The sequence below is a fragment of the Paenibacillus agaridevorans genome, assembly GCF_003112455.1.
In the GTDB taxonomy this organism is placed as follows: Bacteria; Bacillota; Bacilli; order Paenibacillales; family Paenibacillaceae; genus Pristimantibacillus; species Pristimantibacillus agaridevorans.
The window spans coordinates 63,666-79,985 of the sequence record NZ_BDQX01000394.1 but is presented as its reverse complement, the minus strand read 5'-3'; the positions used below and the strand labels follow the sequence as shown (position 1 = coordinate 79,985).

Genomic DNA, 16,320 nt, shown 5'->3' with positions numbered 1-16,320 from the left:
AGGCGCGTAGCGATACGTGCCTTTTTGCATTGGAGAGGTGGTGATGGAATTGAGTACGGCGAAGGCGCTGGATACGCAGCAAAGAAAGCTTCTTGGCTCGGTGCGCGGCTTGTCGGGAATGATGCGGTTGGCTGCCAGGGCAGCTGAGGGTTTGAACCGGTCCATGTCGGCCTATGACGCTCAAGCGCCGGAACGATTGAACAAGAGCGTGGAGCGAATGGAGCGCGCCGTTCAGCGGTTAGTCGACCCCATGACGGAAGCGGCATCCAGCCTGGCGGATATGAATGCCGCGATTCGGGAAGCGAGCGGGCGGCTGGCAGGCATGACCAAGCATATGAGCGCTATGCAGTTGACCGCACGGGCTTCAGCGGCTGCGAGCGTGTCGGGCTCAAGCCCGGCTTTGGCTGCAGCCGTTGGGTCGGACAAGCAAGATCAGAAGAAGCAGATCGAGGATAAGGTCAAGAAGGAAGTGCTCCCTGCGTTTGCAAGAGTTGGCGAAATGCTGACGAGCGCTATTCCTATATTCGAACTGAACCAAAAGGTAGAGCAAGCAAGCGGAGAGAAAAAACTTAGCGAGCAGCAGGAGAAGTCGGAAAAGCAGGCTGCAGGCGAAGAGACTGCCCGGATGCAAGTCTCCAAGGCAGTCGAGACGGCCAGTAAGGTGATGGCGGCGGCAGAGAAATCGACGCAGGAGAACGGGGAGAAGGAATCTGGAAGCCGTCTCGTTAAAGCGGCGGAGATGGTGGATAAAGCTTTAGGAGAGTTTAAGGCCAAGGAACAAGCGAAGCCTGCGGCAAACAAAGATGTGGATCCAGGCGGCCCGCTAGCAAAATTAGCGGCGGAAGCAAGCAAGTCGGCAGCCTTGGCTGAGAAGGCGAAGCCGGCGGTGACCAGCGATGTGGACCCAGGCGGCCCGCTAGCAAGGGCTGTGGCGGAAGCAAGCAAGTCGGCAGCCTTAGCTGAGAAGGCGAAGCCGGTGGTGACCAGCGAAGCGGATCCAGGCGGCCCGCTAGCAAGATTAGCGGCGGAAGCAAGCAAGTCGGCAGCTTTGGCTGAGAAGGCGAAGCCGGCGGTGACCAGCGAAGCGGATTCAGGAGGACTGCTTGCAAGGGCTGTGGCCTCTCTCGAGAAAGCGGAACAGACCAAACAAGCGTCCAAAAGAGATGTGGATCCAGGCGGCCCGCTAGCAAAAGCGGTAGAAACGGCTAACAAAGCGGTAGCCTTGGCTGAGAAAACCGAACAGGTAAAGCAAACGTCGAAAAACAATGCGGATCCTGGAGGTCCGCTGGCGAGAGCGGTGGAGGTAGCTGCTAAGGCGATGTCCGAGCAGGAAAAAGCTCAGCAAAGAAAACAAACGGAAATGTCGGTGAAATCTACCGAGCAGCAAGTTTCACGGGAAGCGATCGCAAACAACGCTCTTACCGCTAATAATGCGGCAGGGAGCGCCGTTCCAACCCCAGGGGCTATGAACAATAGCGGACAGTCTGTTCCTAATGTGGCACCCATGCCAAATCTTAAAGATCAGGTGGCGGGATTAAATCAAGCTTTCAGCGCATTCATGACACAAAATTCCGCTGTATCGGCATTTGTTGTTGATAATTGGGGAGCATTCGAGCATGTCTACAAGGGAGTGAACGCGGCGATCTCGGCCTACAATACGCTTCAGCTCATTAGCAGGGCATACACCGTCCTTGTGACTGTCGCGCAGCAAGGGCAGCGGTTAGCCACACTTGGACTCAAGAATGCTTGGTCGGCTATGAATGCTACGATGAAGGCCAATGTGTTTATTCTCATTGCTTCCGCAATCGTTGGCATTGTTATGGCGCTCATCTCGCTCTGGAAAACCAATGATCAGTTTGCGGCTTTCTTTATTCGGATTTGGCACTGGATCCTGGGATTTGTCGATCAAATTCCGATTTTTTTCCTCGGTATGGTTGAAGGCGTATTGATTGTGTTCAAAAAGTTTTCGGAGATTATATCAAAGTTTTTAGGCGGATTATTTAAGAAGTTCGATCCTTTGATCAAGATATACAACGAGTTGTTTGATAAGGATCTCAAGTTGCCTTCTCCAGAATCAATAGAAGATTGGGCAGATGGGAAACTTCAAGTGGTACGTGCTCTGAAGGTGGGTATGGAAGGTGTTGCCGCAAAGAAGGCAGCAGATCGGGAAGCTGATCTGGCGAAGTTTCTGAAGGATCGCGAGGATGCGCGAAACAAGGAAGAAGAAGTGGCACAGCCCCTGAATGCGGTTAATCCAGTCATTGCGCAGACGGAGTCCGTTGTGGTGGGCGGAGGCCGCCTCGACGAGGTTGGCCGCGTAAACGATACCGTCGAAATCAACAGCGAGGATCTGAAGACGATGCGTGAGCTCGCGGAGCTGAAGAATATCCAAAACTTTGTCACGCTAACGCCTTCGGTGAACGTCCAGACTGGCGATATTCGCAATGGCATGGATGTTAGCTCCATGGTTCAGGCCATTACCGTAGCGTTGCAGGAAGAGATCGCGGCATCGGCGGAAGGGGTGTACGCATGAGTTATTGGATGGAGCTGAGCTTTAACAACCGGCAAGAGTGGTTCTATATTCCCGTGCTGCCGGCTTCCATCGAAATGTCGGAGAGCGGAAGCGGCTCCACGTTCAACGTGGCCGCTCTGGGGGAAATCAACGTCATCAAGGACAGGAAGCTGTCGGAGTACAGCTTCGCGAGCTTTTTCCCGAAAGAAGGTTCGCCCTTCTGGCCGAAGCTCGTGAAACCGGCTCCCGAGGACACCGGGGCACCGCGGGTGAAGGAGGATTACAAGCCGCCCCGGGAATGCGTCAGGCTGATTATGAAATGGATGGAGTCCAAGCGGCCCATTCGTCTCAAATATAACGGCTCAACCTTCGGCATCGACACACCGGTCAGCATCGAATCATTCCAATGGAAGGAAACGGCCGGCGGCGGAGGCGACATTGAGTACTCCATTAAGCTGAAACATTACGTGTTCTACTCGGCCCGGAAGATGACGGTACAGAACGGGCAAGCGACTGCTCCGTCATCGAAGCGCCCTGATGAACGGATACAGCCCAAGACATACACGCTCCGAGCCGGAGACTCGCTGTGGAAGGTGGCGCAGACCATGCTGGGCGACGGTTCACGCTGGGGAGAAATTCAGCGCCTTAATGGAATCAAGGACGCCGAAATCAGACGGCTGCCGGTCGGAAAGGTGCTGAAGCTGCCATGATCGAGGTGTGGGTGGACAACAAGAACGGCAACGTCTGGGATGTGTCGGAGCTGGCGGTCAGCATGAGCTGGCAGACCAGCCGAATCGGCAAGGCAGGCAGTCTGGATCTGACGCTGGTGAAAGGCGGACTCAATCAGTCGGCCGACTACCGCATTCAGAACGGCGATGTCATTTGGGCGAAAAAGGACGGGCAGCCGATCTTTTACGGCTATGTGTTTACGGTGGAAGACGGGCGCGGGGAGAGTATTCGAATCAAGGCGTTCGATCAGATCCGTTATTTGCTGACGGCGGACCACTACTCCTTCGAGAACAAACGGGCTTCCGACGTCATTCGTACCATTGCAGCCAAATATAAGCTGCGCACGGGGACGATCGCGGAGACGCCTTATGTCATTCCCGTGTTGATCGGCGACGGAGAGAAGCTGCTGGATCTATGCGGCAAGGCGCTGACGCTGACGTTAATCCATGGGGGCAAAAACTACGTCCTCTACGACGATTTCGGCTCACTGGCCCTGCGGAATGTGGAAGACCTGCTGGTCGACTTCTATATTGGGGACGGCAGCTTGCTGACGGATTACAGCATGTCTACCTCTATCGACGGGGATACGTACAACCGGATCGTGCTGTACAAAAACAATCAAACGACGGGCAAGCGGGATGTGTACATGGCTCAGGATAGCGCCAATATCGCGAAGTGGGGCATTCTCCAGCTTTACCAGTCCGTTGACGAAAATAAGAACGATGCGCAGATCAACGAACTGCTCACGACGCTTACGACGCTGCACAACCGGGAGTCGAAGACGCTCAAGCTCGACGCGCTGGGCGATCTCCGGGTCCGGGCGGGCAGCTACGTCCGGGTCTTGCTGCAGGAGCAGGGGCTGAATGCGCCGTTCCTCGTCAACGAATGCACGCATAAATTCGAAGGCGCCGTCCATACGATGTCGCTGGATGTGAAGGTGATTTCATGAGCATGTTGGATGTGATCAAAAAAGCCGGGATCGGCGCAGTGGAAGCCGGCCAGCCCGTGCAGGTGCAATTTGGCCAGGTCGTGTCGTTACAGCCGCTTGCTGTCCGGCTCGACCAGAGACTAACGCTTCCGTCAGGCGCGCTTGTCGTGCCGGAAAGTCTGGCAGCTCGCGCGCTTGCCGTCGGAGACAGCCTGATTCTGCTTCGCATGCAGGGCGGCCAGAGCTACGTGGTGTTGGATCGGATGGTGACGCCATGATTCCGACGGGAGCGTCGATCGATGCGTCGACCGAGAGGGCGGAACTGCCCTCCCGTACATGGCGGATCGACTTCGAGAAGGGCCGGGCCGGCGGGATGACGGATGGACTGGAAGCCGTTCGGCAAGCCGTGTATAAAATTTTGCAGACCGAGCGTTTCCAACACCTCATCTATAGCTCCGATTACGGGTGCGAATGGAGAAGCCTTATCGGACGCAGTCCGTCTGCAATTCCGATGGAAGCCGAGCGGATGCTGAAAGAGGCGCTTGGCCAAGACGAAAGAATCGAAGGAATAGAGGGGATAGAGACTGTGGTAAGGGGCGACCAGGCAGTCATTACGTTTACGGTCGTCACCCGCCACGGCTCTTTCTCTTCTACTTGGGAGGTGATGACTTGAACGAAGGAACCACGATGGAGAGCATTATGGGGCGCATGTTGGACCGCATTCCGAACGATCTCGACAAGCGGGAGGGCAGCATCATCTATGATGCGCTTGCTCCTGCGGCGGCCGAGCTCGCACAGCTGTATATCGAATTGGACTTGCAGCTGCGATTTGCATACGGCACGACGTCCAGCGGCGAGTATTTGGCGCTGCGCACTGCGGACTACGGCGTGGATCGACAGCTTGCCTCCCCATCGCGCCGCGAAGGATTGTTTTTTGGCAGAGGGGATGAACCGCTTGACGTCCCGATCGGCAGCAGATACAGCGCCGAGGATTTGATTTATGTCGTTCGGGAGAAAATGGGCAGCGGGGTGTTCGTGCTCGAATGCGAGACGCCTGGCGCGGCTGGCAATACGTATTATGGCCCCTTGCTTCCGGTTGATTACGTGAACGGTCTTGATCGGGCCGAACTGGGGGACGTGCTGGTGCCGGGCGAGGACGACGAGTCGGACGAAGCTCTGCGAGCGCGTTACTTGCACCGGGTACGCAATCCCTCCAGCGGAGGCAATGCGGCGGATTATCGGGACTGGGCGATGTCGGTCGCGGGAGTCGGAGGGGCTAAGGTGTATCCGTTATGGGACGGACCCGGCACGGTAAAGGTCGTCATCGTGGATAGCGACAAAAGACCCGCCAGTCCGACTCTGGTGGCGGAGACGGCTGGACAAATCGAGACGAAACGCCCCATCGGCGCGGCGGTAACGGTGGTATCGGCCTCGGCGGCTCCGATCACGGTGACATCTACAGTCGTGTTGGCGGCTGGTTATACACTGCAGGCAGTTACGGACGCTTTTGCTGCGGCGCTCGAGACTCACTTCCGATCCATCGCGTTCTCGGCTTCCTATGTCAGCATTGCCGGTATCGGGGTTCTGCTGCTATCCGTGCCTGGCGTGCTGGATTATACGGGACTGACCTTGAATGGCGGAACGGGCAACGTCGCGCTGGATGACGAAGAAATTCCTACTCTGGCCGGCGCCGAATTGGGGGTGTAGACCATGCCATATCCGGATGCGATAGAGGTATTCCCCGAGAAGTTGAACAAGCGGGCTGACGGAACAGACTATACGGTTCAGGAAGAGCTGAGGATGACTGATGGGAAATTCGAGGGGCTGCTCGCTCATGACAATATAGCCAATAGTACTGTGCGTGTATATACCGGTCCGAATATGAGCGGTACCGAGATTACGGCCTTTACCGTATCTATTCCAGCAGATGCACCTTGGCGGAGGTATATTCGTGTATTCGCTAGTGCCGAAGCAGCTTATGTCACGTACCAAACGCCAGGCGACCAGGTGGACGCTGATGACATTAATCGTCTACAGACCGCTGTATCGGCTGTGCAAACGGAAGTCGTGCAGTATAAGGGTAATGGCATCATCGACGGTGGATATTTTGATGAGGAGATGTAGCGAATGGCACAAACCATATTGATTATGCGCGGCACAAAAGCGCAATTGCAGGCTCATGGCGCAATGCAAAGCGGCGAGATGGGTTTCTGCAGCGATACGAAAGAAGTTTTTATCGGAGACGGGACGTCTAACGTCTTTGTAGGCCGGGTGATGTCTGGGACATATGCAGCACGGCCATCGGCCGCCAGCTCTGGCCGTATGTATTACGTTACGACTGGTGAAAACATTGGCCGCTTGTATCTGGATACCGGCGCAGCCTGGGCGAATGTGAATGTACTCGATTTGGCTGACCTAACCGGCGACCTGGACGATATTGCGGATGGCGCGACCTTCGGCAAGGTGCGACTGACGGAGTTGACCGGAGGGCGTGTGAGTCGGGTATCCGACGGAACGAACACGAAGACGGCAGCGGAGATCAAGACGCATATTGACGATGCCACTCGGCACCGCATTATTAATGACTCCGGCACCTCTCCAACCGAGTTATGGTCTGCGCAGAAGGTCAAGAACGAGCTGGATTTGGCTCGTGCGGGACAAGAGTATCAGGACAGCGTCAAGGATAAGGACTTGGCCGCGCCTCCGGGATCGCCTGCTGTCAAGGATCGTTATATCATCGGCGCATCTCCAACGGGTGCCTGGGCAAGCCGCGCAAACCAGATAGCTGAATGGGCAGGCTCGGCTTGGAGCTTTATCGTACCGTCGGTCGGCATGACTTGTATCGTCGACGACGAGGCGAAGCAGTACACCTACAACGGAACGGAGTGGGTTCGCACTGGCGGCGCTTTGCAGACGATCGCAGCAGGTAACGGCCTGACTGGAGGCGGCACCGCGGATACGGTGACGTTGACAGTTGGGGCTGGCAACGGCATTACTGTCGGATCGACAACGGTTGCGGCCAAGCCGGGTAAGGGTATTCTGGTAAACGGCACTGGCATTGAAGCTAATGTAGATGCGGCCAGCATCGTTTACGATGCCGCCAACGGCAACCGCCTGATGGTCGCGGTCGTCGATGGCGGGACGTTCTAAGGGGGCTAAAGGATGCCCAGAAATGTATTAATGCAGGTGCGTCGAGGTCTGGAAGCGGACATCGGCACCTTAGAAACAGGTGAGCTTGGATTCTGCACGGATACGAAAAAACTGTACATTGGCTCTGCAGGCGGAAATGTACTGCTCGTTGCCGCTCAGACCGCAGGCGACATGCTCAAGAGTATCTACGACACGAACAATAACGGCAAAGTGGATAGCGCAGATGCGGCGGATAGTGTGCCTTGGGCTGGAGTTAGCGGCAAACCTGCAACGTTTGCACCGGCTGCCCATCAGCATAGCGGCGCGGACATCGCGTCCGGTACCGTGGCAGCAGCGCGGCTCCCTACGGCGAGTACGAGCGCTGCGGGCATCGCACAATTGAATAGTGCGACGAATAGCACTAGCACGACGCAAGCAGCTACGCCAAGCGCGGTCAAAGCTGCCTATGATTTGGCAGTGGGCAAGCTTTCTCCCGGAGTCACATGGGGTCAATTGCGAGGTGGTGTTTGATGTCGTACGGCGATGGTCTATACGGAACACTTTTGTTTGGAGATACGGCAGCGCCTCCGGAACCGCCTGATGTGATGCCGCCTGACTTGATGGCGTACCTGCCGGCATATTGGCACGGCATACGCGACATGGTTGAGCTGCAGTCGACATTGGCAGAGGAGCTTGGTATCAGCATCGCTTCGGCTTCCGACTTGGCAGCTCAGTTCTATGTGTCTACGGCTACCTGGGGGTTGGCTCATTGGGAGCGGGAGTTTGGGTTGGCGACTGACCCGTCCATGTCGTACGAATGGCGTCGCGAGATCATTTTCGCCAAGCTTCGCGGTCATGGCACAGTAACCAAACAAATGCTGATCGGCGTTGCTGCTGCATTCAGTGGTGGCGAGGTCGACGTGTTGGAATATCCGGATGAGTACCGGTTCGTGATTCAATTTATCGGGGTGCTAGGTGTTCCGGCTAACTTGGCCGGATTCATGGCGATGCTGGATCAGATTAAGCCCGCCCATCTGTCCGTTTCGTTCCTCTACACCTACACCACATGGGACATGGTGTCTGATCTGACATGGCAGGAAGCCGGAACACGGACATGGGGGCAATTAAGAACTTATGGAGGAGGATAACGAATGCAGTTAACATCGAATTTGAATTTGAAGAAGCCAGGGAGCACGGACAACGTCAACATTGACGATCTGAACGGGAATGCGGATATTCTGGATGCGGAAGTGACGAAGCTCGCCAGCACGACGGAAGCGGGACGAATGTCAGCGGCAGACAAATCAAAACTCAACGGTATCACGGCTGGAGCTCAGGTGAACACTGTGAGCAGTGTTGCTGGCAAGACTGGGGCTGTCACCTTGGCGAAAGCTGACGTAGGGCTCGGTAACGTGGATAATGTGCAGCAAGCTCCACTAACTCATGTTGGCACTGGAGGTACCGCTCACGCTGCAGCTACGACAGCAGCAGCTGGTTTTATGTCCGCAGCGGACAAGTCTAAACTCGACGGGATCGCGTCTGGAGCAAATAACTATACGCATCCGGCGAATCATCCACCATCCATCATTACTCAGGACGCCAATAACCGCTTTATGACAGATGTGGAACGAACGAAGCTTGGCGGTATTGCAACAGGTGCGCAGGTGAACCGTGTCATTGCCACGCAAGCCCAAGCGGAAGCTGGAACAGACAACGCTACAGATATGACACCACTTAGGGTATCGCAGGCTGTTGCTGCTGTTTCAACATCTATCGCGACGCCTAATAAGATCATCCAGAGAGACGGAAGCGGTCGCGCGCAAGTAGCGGCTCCAATTGTGGCGGCAGATATTGCACGTAAAGACACGGTGGATAATGCGATTGCAAACGTGGTTCGTGACGCTGGAGCTATTGTGAATAACACGAACTTCAACACGATTACAAATGTCGGCATATATAAGTTGGGAATCATTTCTGACTCTGCGAATCGCCCGCCTGCCACGGCTGATTATGGGTTGCTTGAAGTCTTTGTGAGTTCAGATTATCTGATTCAGCGTTACACGGAGATTGTCTCTGGATTAACTTATCAACGTACACGCTATGATGGCGCAGCTTGGACAGCGTGGACTTCTGTATCTACAAATACTCGCGTCGTGAATGGCGCATTACAATATCTTGATGGAGGGGAGTGGAAGAGTGTGAGTGGAGGCGGTGCACCTAGTTTTAAATATCCTACTGCTTATAAGAATGTTGGCTTGTCTCCTGGTAATGCTGAGATTTTTGATATGGCGGCTAGTGACACGCATATTTATGTGATAATGACTAATTCTAATACTTTATACACTCTTAACCACACGAACGACTTCGCTCGTGCAGATATCACTATGAATACAACTGTAAGTGGCAACAATCCACACATGTTTTATAAACAATCTAATGATAGGCTTTATGCTTACATGGGTCAGACGCACGCAACACCGTTCGGATGGATTAACAAGACAACTGGTGCTTTTACTGCGTTGGCACAATGTCCATACGCTAATAAAAAAGCCACTTATTCTGCTTTTGATGGCGATGATTTGATGTGGTTTGTTTTTGGCACAAATACTTGGACAGGGGTAGATTCCGCTGTTTATCAATATCGAATCTCGACCAACACATGGTCACTTGTCGTTTACTACGGTAACATCTGGGGTGGTGCAAGTGTTCCCCCTTTTGACATGGTTTATCTCAAAGATAAACATGCCCTATTCTTTATTGGTGGATCGGGTGTAAATAGTAGTAATAGCGTCATCTTCCACTTAAACACTCTCATTCCAGAAAATATAAACAACCCTTTTGTCAACTACTTAATTAGTTCAACTGCTGGTACAATGGCGATTCAAGGTCATTCTTGTTACTCACCAGATGGTAGACACGTAGTCATTCCGGCTTATCAAGGTGTGGCTGGTTTTGTTTTTGATACAGTAACTAGGCAATATTGGGTGATTCCAGGTATGGTCTTCGCCTCTACTGTTGGAGGAAGGTCAACAATATCTCCTTCGGGTAAGGTGTTTGCACACTTTTCTGCTACTGGATTTAGTAGCACTTTCTTTTACACCATATAGAACGGAGGATGTCCCTTGTATAAAATTTATGAAGTGAATGGTGGATATGGATTCACTGTTGAGAATGAGCTAACAAACTTCGCTCAAGAACACAATCCATATAAAGCAGGACGTGTCCCGATGACACAAGAAGAGGCGCAATACTTTGCAGACTGCATCGATAAGGGTATTCCAATTGAGTACGAAATGGAAGAACTCACGCCACATCCTGCGCCAATTATACCTTCTGATCGTGTAGCAAAACTTGAAGATGAAGCCGCCATGCTTGCGCTAGAACTTGTCGATACGCAAATAAGACTCGACCAGTCTGAAACAGATCACGCAAGCCTTCTATTTGAGCTTGTTGATAAGGGGGTGTTATAGATGGATTGGTTTGCGACAATCAAGCGCCACTATGATGCGGGACGGTACACGGACACACAAGTCGCGGTTTTTGTGGTCGGTAACAAGATTTCAGCTGCACAGTACGAACAAATCACAGGTCAGCCATACGAGGGCTCCGCATAAGCGGGGCCTATTTTATTGTAGGGAGTGACTAATCCTTGCTTCAGAAAATGGAGTCAATGTTGTTTAGCAATTGCAACTCCAGGAGTCGACGAGGCATTTGTTTCTCACAAGATCGGGGCGACGGTCAAAGACATCGGGCAGGCAACTGGTGCTGACGCTGCAATCGACTTTAATTTTGCTGACACAGACAACGGTGTACCGATCGGGCGAGTCATTGTTGAAGGAAAAACAGTCAATTCCGATAGTCCAAAGACCAAAGCGCGCGACGAGCTCTACATGCTGCCTGACGGGGCATGGCATATAGGCAAGGCACCAGCTAACGCGGTACATGCTGTACAAGGTTCTCCGCACATTCTTATGGATGGCACGAGTTCTACCACTGAAAGCGTTAAGCGTGACCAACTCTCCGACAGCTCCTGGAAAGGGAAGAACTACCGGGTCACAGGCTTACGGCTGACGGTAGGCTTGTACCGGCCCAGAGAACGCTCGACAAGGTCTATGTGGACACACGAGAGGGAATTATGCTCGCACCGGGCTGTCCGAATGCAGTAAATGGTGACGGAGGCGGCAGCGCCTACCTGTGGCCACATAACGGATGGAGCCGCAAAATGGGTAGGGTACATTTACTTTTTATCAAGGAAGATGCCGCGAAGAAAAGCACATGGTGGAAAGAGTGGGACAAGAAAATAATCGCTTAAATTCTGATATCTTTTAATAAATTAACTTTTATATGCCACACAGAGGCTCCGCCCCAACCGGAGCCTTATTTTTATGAAATCGAGGTGAACGGATGGTGAAAGACGTTGCAACGTTTATCGCGGTCGTCGGGGCCATGTCCGGGATCAGCGGTATCTTCTTAGGCTGGATTGGGCGGGCCCGGGCGGCAAAGCAGGAGCTCAAGGACGACGTGCACCGGGATGCGCGCATAAGCGCCGATATGGAATACATCAAGCGGGGTATCGATGAAGTCCGGCTGGAGCAGAGAGCTCAAAGCAAGCGATTTGACGAGTTGTCCGAACGAGTAACGAGATTGGAAGAGTATGCGAAATCGGCTCATCATCGAATCGACCGCATAGAGCAGGGGAAAAGCCGCGCCTGATGGAGACGATCGCTCTTGTCAGGCGCCGGCTACATCGTGCGCTGCTCGCGTCGTACAAAGGCGGTTTGAACAAACACTTCCACTAACTACAACAAGAAAGAAGGAGATCACATTTTGATTAGAGATTCGAAGCCTCTCCTGATCATCGACCCCGGCCATGGGGGAGCAGATCCAGGAGCGGGAGGCAACGGCATCGTGGAGAAGGCGATGACGCTCGATATTTCGTTATACCAGTACAACCGGTTCCGGGAGCTGGGAGTTAAAGTCGCATTGACCAGGAACAGCGACACGACGCTGGAGCCAACGCCTAGAGCGGAGATGGTGAAGCAAAGCGGTGCACAATACGGCATCAGCAATCATATCAATGCGGCGCCATCCAGCACGGCGGCAGGGGCGGAGACGATCTACAGCGTGTACGCGAATGGCAAAATGGCAAACGCCTTGCTGGACTCCATTGTTGGCGCGGGACAGCCGCGAAGACGTGCGTTCTCTCGCTCCAATGAGTCAGGTGGCGACTATTACTTTATGCACCGCAATACGGGCAAAGTCGAGACGGTCATCGTCGAATACGGGTTTTGCAGTAACGCACAGGATGCCGAACGGCTCAAGAACAAGTGGAAGACCTACGCGGAAGCGGTCGTTCAAGGCTTCTGCGCCTACATCGCCCATCCCTATAAGCCTCCTGCTGCTGCAACCGCACCAAGCAAGACAACGCCTGTAGCGAAGCCTACCCCCGTCATAAGGGACATCCAAGGCCACTGGGCAGAGCAATCCATTCTCAAAGCGCTGCAAACCGGACTGCTCGTTGGAACGGCGGCAGACCGATTCAGTCCAGACGAGCCCATCACGAGGGCGCAGCTTGCTGTGTTGCTGGACCGACTGCAATTACTCGATAAGGAGGCGAAAGCCGCGACATGATGAACGAAATCATCCATTATATCAAAGAAGAAGCGCTGGCATTGATGCCGGCGCTTTTTGTTATCGGCCTGTTGCTTAAGAATTCCCCCAAGGTACCTGACTGGACTATACCGTGGACACTTCTGGCGTGCGGAATCGCAGGAGGCGTCTTTTTGCTGGAATCCCCGCTCGAGGGAGTGCTGCAGGGCATTCTCGTAACAGGAGCGACGGTGCTGACGCATCAATTGGCCAAGCAAACCTATGAGCGGTAATTGATCTTGGCTCTTGGTTGGAGTGCAACTTTTTGAATGAAAAAGCTGTCAATGAAGTAGAGTAATCGAAAGCGGAACGCGATATATTCGGAATCAGCGGATTTAAATAGAGGAGGAGATCGCAATGAAAAATTGGAGAACGATGAGCATCTGCCTGCTGACCCTGTTTTTGACGATTTTGATGGGATGTTCTTTCAGTCAAGAATCGGGCGAAGCGACGGGCAGCAGCATAATCCTGGAGTTTTCGGAAACAGAGACGATTACCGATGCAGGCGTTCAGCTCGCGTACGATGACGTTCATGAGGTTAAGAAATTCGATAACTCGTTTATGGTTTATAAAAAAACGACGACCGATTCTCACTTATATCTCGGTTCTGTGCGCGACAAACAATTAACGGAATATGGCTTTGTTGGCGAGGAGACTTATATTCAAGATTTTACGAAAAACGAAGAGTCGTTATTCGGACGACCGATGACGCTTTTAACCGGGATATGTGGGGCAAACTGCGTCGAAAACTATTTGTTTGAGCAGGTGGACGGGCAGCCTCAGCTCATTTTGAGACTTAGCGGACATGTATTGGTTGCTGATCTGAACGAGGATGGCGAGAAAGAAGTAGTTATGATGCAAGGCTCTCCCCAAATCGAGATCCATGTCTACAAAAGGATTGGCGATCAAATCATGAAGGTTAATCTGAACGAGGAGATCGGCACCACGAATAGCGTCACGTACAACAGTCAAACAAACGTGTTCGAGATGATCATCAATAATGAAACGAAACAGTATCGGTATGCTACTGACAGTGATAGCTTGATTTCGTTATAAAGGCGGGAACCGACAAAAAAAGAAGGCAGTGCTCTCCCTAATCATAAAGGGATACAAGACCTTCTTAAAATGACATGCACACCAAAAACCTACGTCCCGCAAAACGTCCGATAAGGCCCGCAAGCCTCCGGCACAATCGCATACTCCGCCTGCTCTGGTCGATGATCATAAGGATCCGCCAGCGCCCGCAGCAGATCCTCCATGACGCTGAGATCGCCTTCCACAGCGGCGTCCAGCGCTTCCTCGACGCGATGGTTGCGAGGGATGACGGCAGGGTTGCTGGCTTTCATGAGCCGCAGCGAATCCTCTTCCGGCTTGCGATGCCTGCTCTGTCTCCCCTGCCACCGATCGCGCCACGCGGCGAACGCCTCGTCACCGTACAGCGCTTCGCCTCCGGTCTTGCCAAACGTAAGAGCAACGAACGTATTCGTATAGTCCGCTCCGTGCTGCTGCATCAGTCCCAGAAGCTCTTTCACGAGCGACTCATCCTCATCCTCTTCGCCGAACAAACCCAGCTTGCCTCTCATGCCAGCCATCCAGTGACCTTGATACAAGTCCGTAAACTCGCCCAAGGCCTCTTCGGCTAACTTCACCGCTTGCTCCTCATCCTCATGCAGCAGGGGAAGCAGCGATTCTGCAAGCCGCGCCAAATTCCACACGCCGATATAAGGCTGATTGCCGTAGGCATAGCGGCCGTTCGCGTCGATGGAGCTGAATACCGTCTTCGGATCGAAAGCATCCAGGAACGCGCACGGTCCATAATCGATCGTTTCGCCGCTGATGGTCATGTTGTCGGTGTTCATGACGCCGTGGACGAAGCCGACCAGCATCCACTTGGCGATCAATTCCGCCTGGCGGGCGATAACCCCGCGCAGCAAGGCCAAATAACGCCCGTCATCCAGCGGGATGTCGGGATAATGACGCTGCAGCGCATAGTCCGCGAGCGCGTAAAGCTCCTCTGCGCCGCCCCAATTGGCGGCGTATTGAAACGTGCCGACGCGTAGATGGCTGGCCGCGACGCGGGTCAGGACGGCGCCGGGCAGAACAGTCTCGCGGTAGACGGGATCACCCGTCGCGACGACCGCCAGACTGCGCGTCGTCGGGATGCCCAGCGCATGCATGGCCTCGCTGATTATATATTCCCGCAGCATGGGGCCCAGCGCAGCCCGCCCGTCACCGCGCCGCGAGTAGGGCGTAGCGCCGGAGCCTTTGAACTGTATATCCATTCGCCGTCCGTCCGGCGTGATCTGTTCGCCTAGCAGGATGGCTCTGCCGTCTCCTAGCATCGTGAAATTGCCGAATTGATGCCCCGCATAGGCTTGAGCGAGCGGCAAAGCTCCTTCGGGAATCTTATTTCCCGCCAACACAGCGGCGCCTTCTTCGCCGGACAACTCGTCATGATTTAGTCCCAGCGAGGCTGCAAGCGATTCGTTTAATACAACGAGCCGAGGCTCGCTCGCGGGAGTAGGTTTTACAGCCGTGAACAGGGCAGCAGGCAATTCGGCATAGCTATTTTTCAAGTTCCAACCGGTCGTTCCGGCTTTGTTCTGCATATCGCTCATCGGTTCACCCGTTTCTTCTGACATTGGTTACCTGTATTATACCCTTTTCCGCAGCAACAATCGAAAGGTCTGGCTTTTCGCTCGTCCTTATGTGTTGTCTTTTGGAAGGGATTTGAAATTCACTTGTCGAATGGATAGGAACTGGAACTTCCGCTTTTATTACGAGACGAAAAGAGGATGTATATGCCTTTCCATTATTGGCGTTCGGATAGACTGACGTTAAGAGCGCTGCAATCATCGGATATTGCTTTATTTCAAGCGCTGGATGACGAGGTGAACCGAAAGGTGGACATGATCCACTTCCCGCAATCTCCTGAGAAGCAGATCCAATGGCTGGAGGCCGAGCAACGGAATCGAATGGGCGATGCGTTCCGATGGGTTGCGGAGACGAGTGACGGAGAACTCGTCGGGACGATCAATTCGTTTTTGTGCAACAAAAGATATGGAACGTTCAAATATGGCATCGCCCTGCTGCCGGAGCATCGCTCTAAGGGATATGCGAGCGAGATGATTCGCACCGTGCTGCGTTTTTATTTCCACGAGATGAACTATCACAAGGCGACGCCGCATGTCTATTCATTTAACGCGGCTTCCATACGATTGCATGAGAAGCTGGGTTTCGTCCAAGAGGGACGACTGCGGGACATGATTTATACGAATGGAGAATACCATGACGAACTTCATTTCGGCATGACCGCAAGCGAATTCGGGCAACTGTATGGCAAGCAGGAATTGTAGTCGAGGATTTACTTTGA

19 protein-coding genes are annotated in these 16,320 nt (G+C 53.5%); 18 read left to right on the top strand and 1 reads right to left on the bottom strand.

The window, feature by feature from the left end; translation table 11 throughout:
- Positions 1-43: 43 nt before the first annotated feature.
- The 17 genes from PAT3040_RS30575 to PAT3040_RS30495 all read left to right on the top strand — a co-directional run bounded on the left by PAT3040_RS30575 (position 44) and on the right by PAT3040_RS30495 (position 14,003).
- Positions 44-2,533, top strand: coding sequence for a hypothetical protein (locus tag PAT3040_RS30575; RefSeq protein WP_108995650.1), 2,490 nt, complete (start codon positions 44-46; stop codon positions 2,531-2,533).
- A complete protein-coding gene (locus PAT3040_RS30570; RefSeq protein ID WP_108995649.1) occupies positions 2,530-3,222 on the top strand; it encodes a LysM peptidoglycan-binding domain-containing protein in 693 nt (230 codons plus the stop codon). The genes PAT3040_RS30575 and PAT3040_RS30570 overlap by 4 nt, the downstream gene beginning before the upstream one ends.
- Positions 3,219-4,190, top strand: coding sequence for an XkdQ/YqbQ family protein (locus tag PAT3040_RS30565; RefSeq protein ID WP_087571669.1), 972 nt, complete (start codon positions 3,219-3,221; stop codon positions 4,188-4,190). The genes PAT3040_RS30570 and PAT3040_RS30565 overlap by 4 nt, the downstream gene beginning before the upstream one ends.
- On the top strand, positions 4,187-4,447 hold the full coding sequence (locus tag PAT3040_RS30560) for a DUF2577 domain-containing protein (protein ID WP_181376940.1): 261 nt from the start codon (positions 4,187-4,189) through the stop codon (positions 4,445-4,447). Before PAT3040_RS30565 ends, PAT3040_RS30560 begins: the two co-directional genes overlap by 4 nt.
- Positions 4,444-4,842 (top strand): DUF2634 domain-containing protein, encoded by a 399-nt coding sequence (locus tag PAT3040_RS30555; RefSeq protein WP_108995648.1) that lies wholly within the window; start codon positions 4,444-4,446, stop codon positions 4,840-4,842. Before PAT3040_RS30560 ends, PAT3040_RS30555 begins: the two co-directional genes overlap by 4 nt.
- Positions 4,839-5,876, top strand: coding sequence for a baseplate J/gp47 family protein (locus PAT3040_RS30550; RefSeq protein ID WP_108995647.1), 1,038 nt, complete (start codon positions 4,839-4,841; stop codon positions 5,874-5,876). Before PAT3040_RS30555 ends, PAT3040_RS30550 begins: the two co-directional genes overlap by 4 nt.
- Positions 5,877-5,879: 3 nt before the next feature.
- Complete coding sequence (locus PAT3040_RS30545; RefSeq protein WP_108995646.1) at positions 5,880-6,293, top strand: phosphoglucomutase; 414 nt, start codon at positions 5,880-5,882, stop codon at positions 6,291-6,293.
- Positions 6,294-6,296: 3 nt separating this feature from the next.
- Positions 6,297-7,319, top strand: a complete 1,023-nt coding sequence (locus PAT3040_RS30540) for a DUF2793 domain-containing protein (RefSeq protein WP_108995645.1) — start codon at positions 6,297-6,299, stop codon at positions 7,317-7,319.
- 12 nt (positions 7,320-7,331) lie between these two features.
- Positions 7,332-7,829, top strand: a complete 498-nt coding sequence (locus tag PAT3040_RS30535; protein WP_108995644.1) for a tail fiber protein — start codon at positions 7,332-7,334, stop codon at positions 7,827-7,829.
- Complete coding sequence (locus PAT3040_RS30530; RefSeq protein ID WP_108995643.1) at positions 7,829-8,446, top strand: putative phage tail protein; 618 nt, start codon at positions 7,829-7,831, stop codon at positions 8,444-8,446. The genes PAT3040_RS30535 and PAT3040_RS30530 overlap by 1 nt, the downstream gene beginning before the upstream one ends.
- Positions 8,447-8,449: 3 nt before the next feature.
- Positions 8,450-10,405 (top strand): pyocin knob domain-containing protein, encoded by a 1,956-nt coding sequence (locus PAT3040_RS39175; RefSeq protein WP_108995642.1) that lies wholly within the window; start codon positions 8,450-8,452, stop codon positions 10,403-10,405.
- Positions 10,406-10,420: 15 nt separating this feature from the next.
- Positions 10,421-10,768, top strand: coding sequence for a hypothetical protein (locus PAT3040_RS30520; RefSeq protein WP_108995641.1), 348 nt, complete (start codon positions 10,421-10,423; stop codon positions 10,766-10,768).
- Positions 10,769-10,912, top strand: a complete 144-nt coding sequence (locus PAT3040_RS30515) for an XkdX family protein (RefSeq protein ID WP_108995640.1) — start codon at positions 10,769-10,771, stop codon at positions 10,910-10,912. It begins immediately after the preceding gene.
- Between the two features lie 790 nt (positions 10,913-11,702).
- A complete protein-coding gene (locus PAT3040_RS30510; RefSeq protein ID WP_087571679.1) occupies positions 11,703-12,011 on the top strand; it encodes a hypothetical protein in 309 nt (102 codons plus the stop codon).
- A gap of 114 nt (positions 12,012-12,125) precedes the next feature.
- Positions 12,126-12,929 (top strand): N-acetylmuramoyl-L-alanine amidase, encoded by an 804-nt coding sequence (locus PAT3040_RS30505; RefSeq protein WP_108995639.1) that lies wholly within the window; start codon positions 12,126-12,128, stop codon positions 12,927-12,929.
- On the top strand, positions 12,926-13,180 hold the full coding sequence (locus tag PAT3040_RS30500) for a phage holin family protein (protein ID WP_218781671.1): 255 nt from the start codon (positions 12,926-12,928) through the stop codon (positions 13,178-13,180). The genes PAT3040_RS30505 and PAT3040_RS30500 overlap by 4 nt, the downstream gene beginning before the upstream one ends.
- A 124-nt stretch (positions 13,181-13,304) precedes the next feature.
- Positions 13,305-14,003: a hypothetical protein gene (locus tag PAT3040_RS30495; protein WP_108995638.1), complete on the top strand. Its 699-nt coding sequence runs from the start codon at positions 13,305-13,307 to the stop codon at positions 14,001-14,003.
- 89 nt (positions 14,004-14,092) lie between these two features.
- Here the strand turns inward: PAT3040_RS30495 and PAT3040_RS30490 are convergent, their stop codons facing one another.
- Entirely contained in the window at positions 14,093-15,589 is a 1,497-nt protein-coding gene (locus PAT3040_RS30490) for a protein adenylyltransferase SelO (RefSeq protein ID WP_373863987.1), read from the bottom strand.
- Positions 15,590-15,748: 159 nt separating this feature from the next.
- Between PAT3040_RS30490 and PAT3040_RS30485 the strand changes: the two genes are divergently transcribed.
- Entirely contained in the window at positions 15,749-16,303 is a 555-nt protein-coding gene (locus PAT3040_RS30485; RefSeq protein WP_108995636.1) for a GNAT family N-acetyltransferase, read from the top strand.
- Positions 16,304-16,320 lie beyond the last annotated feature (17 nt).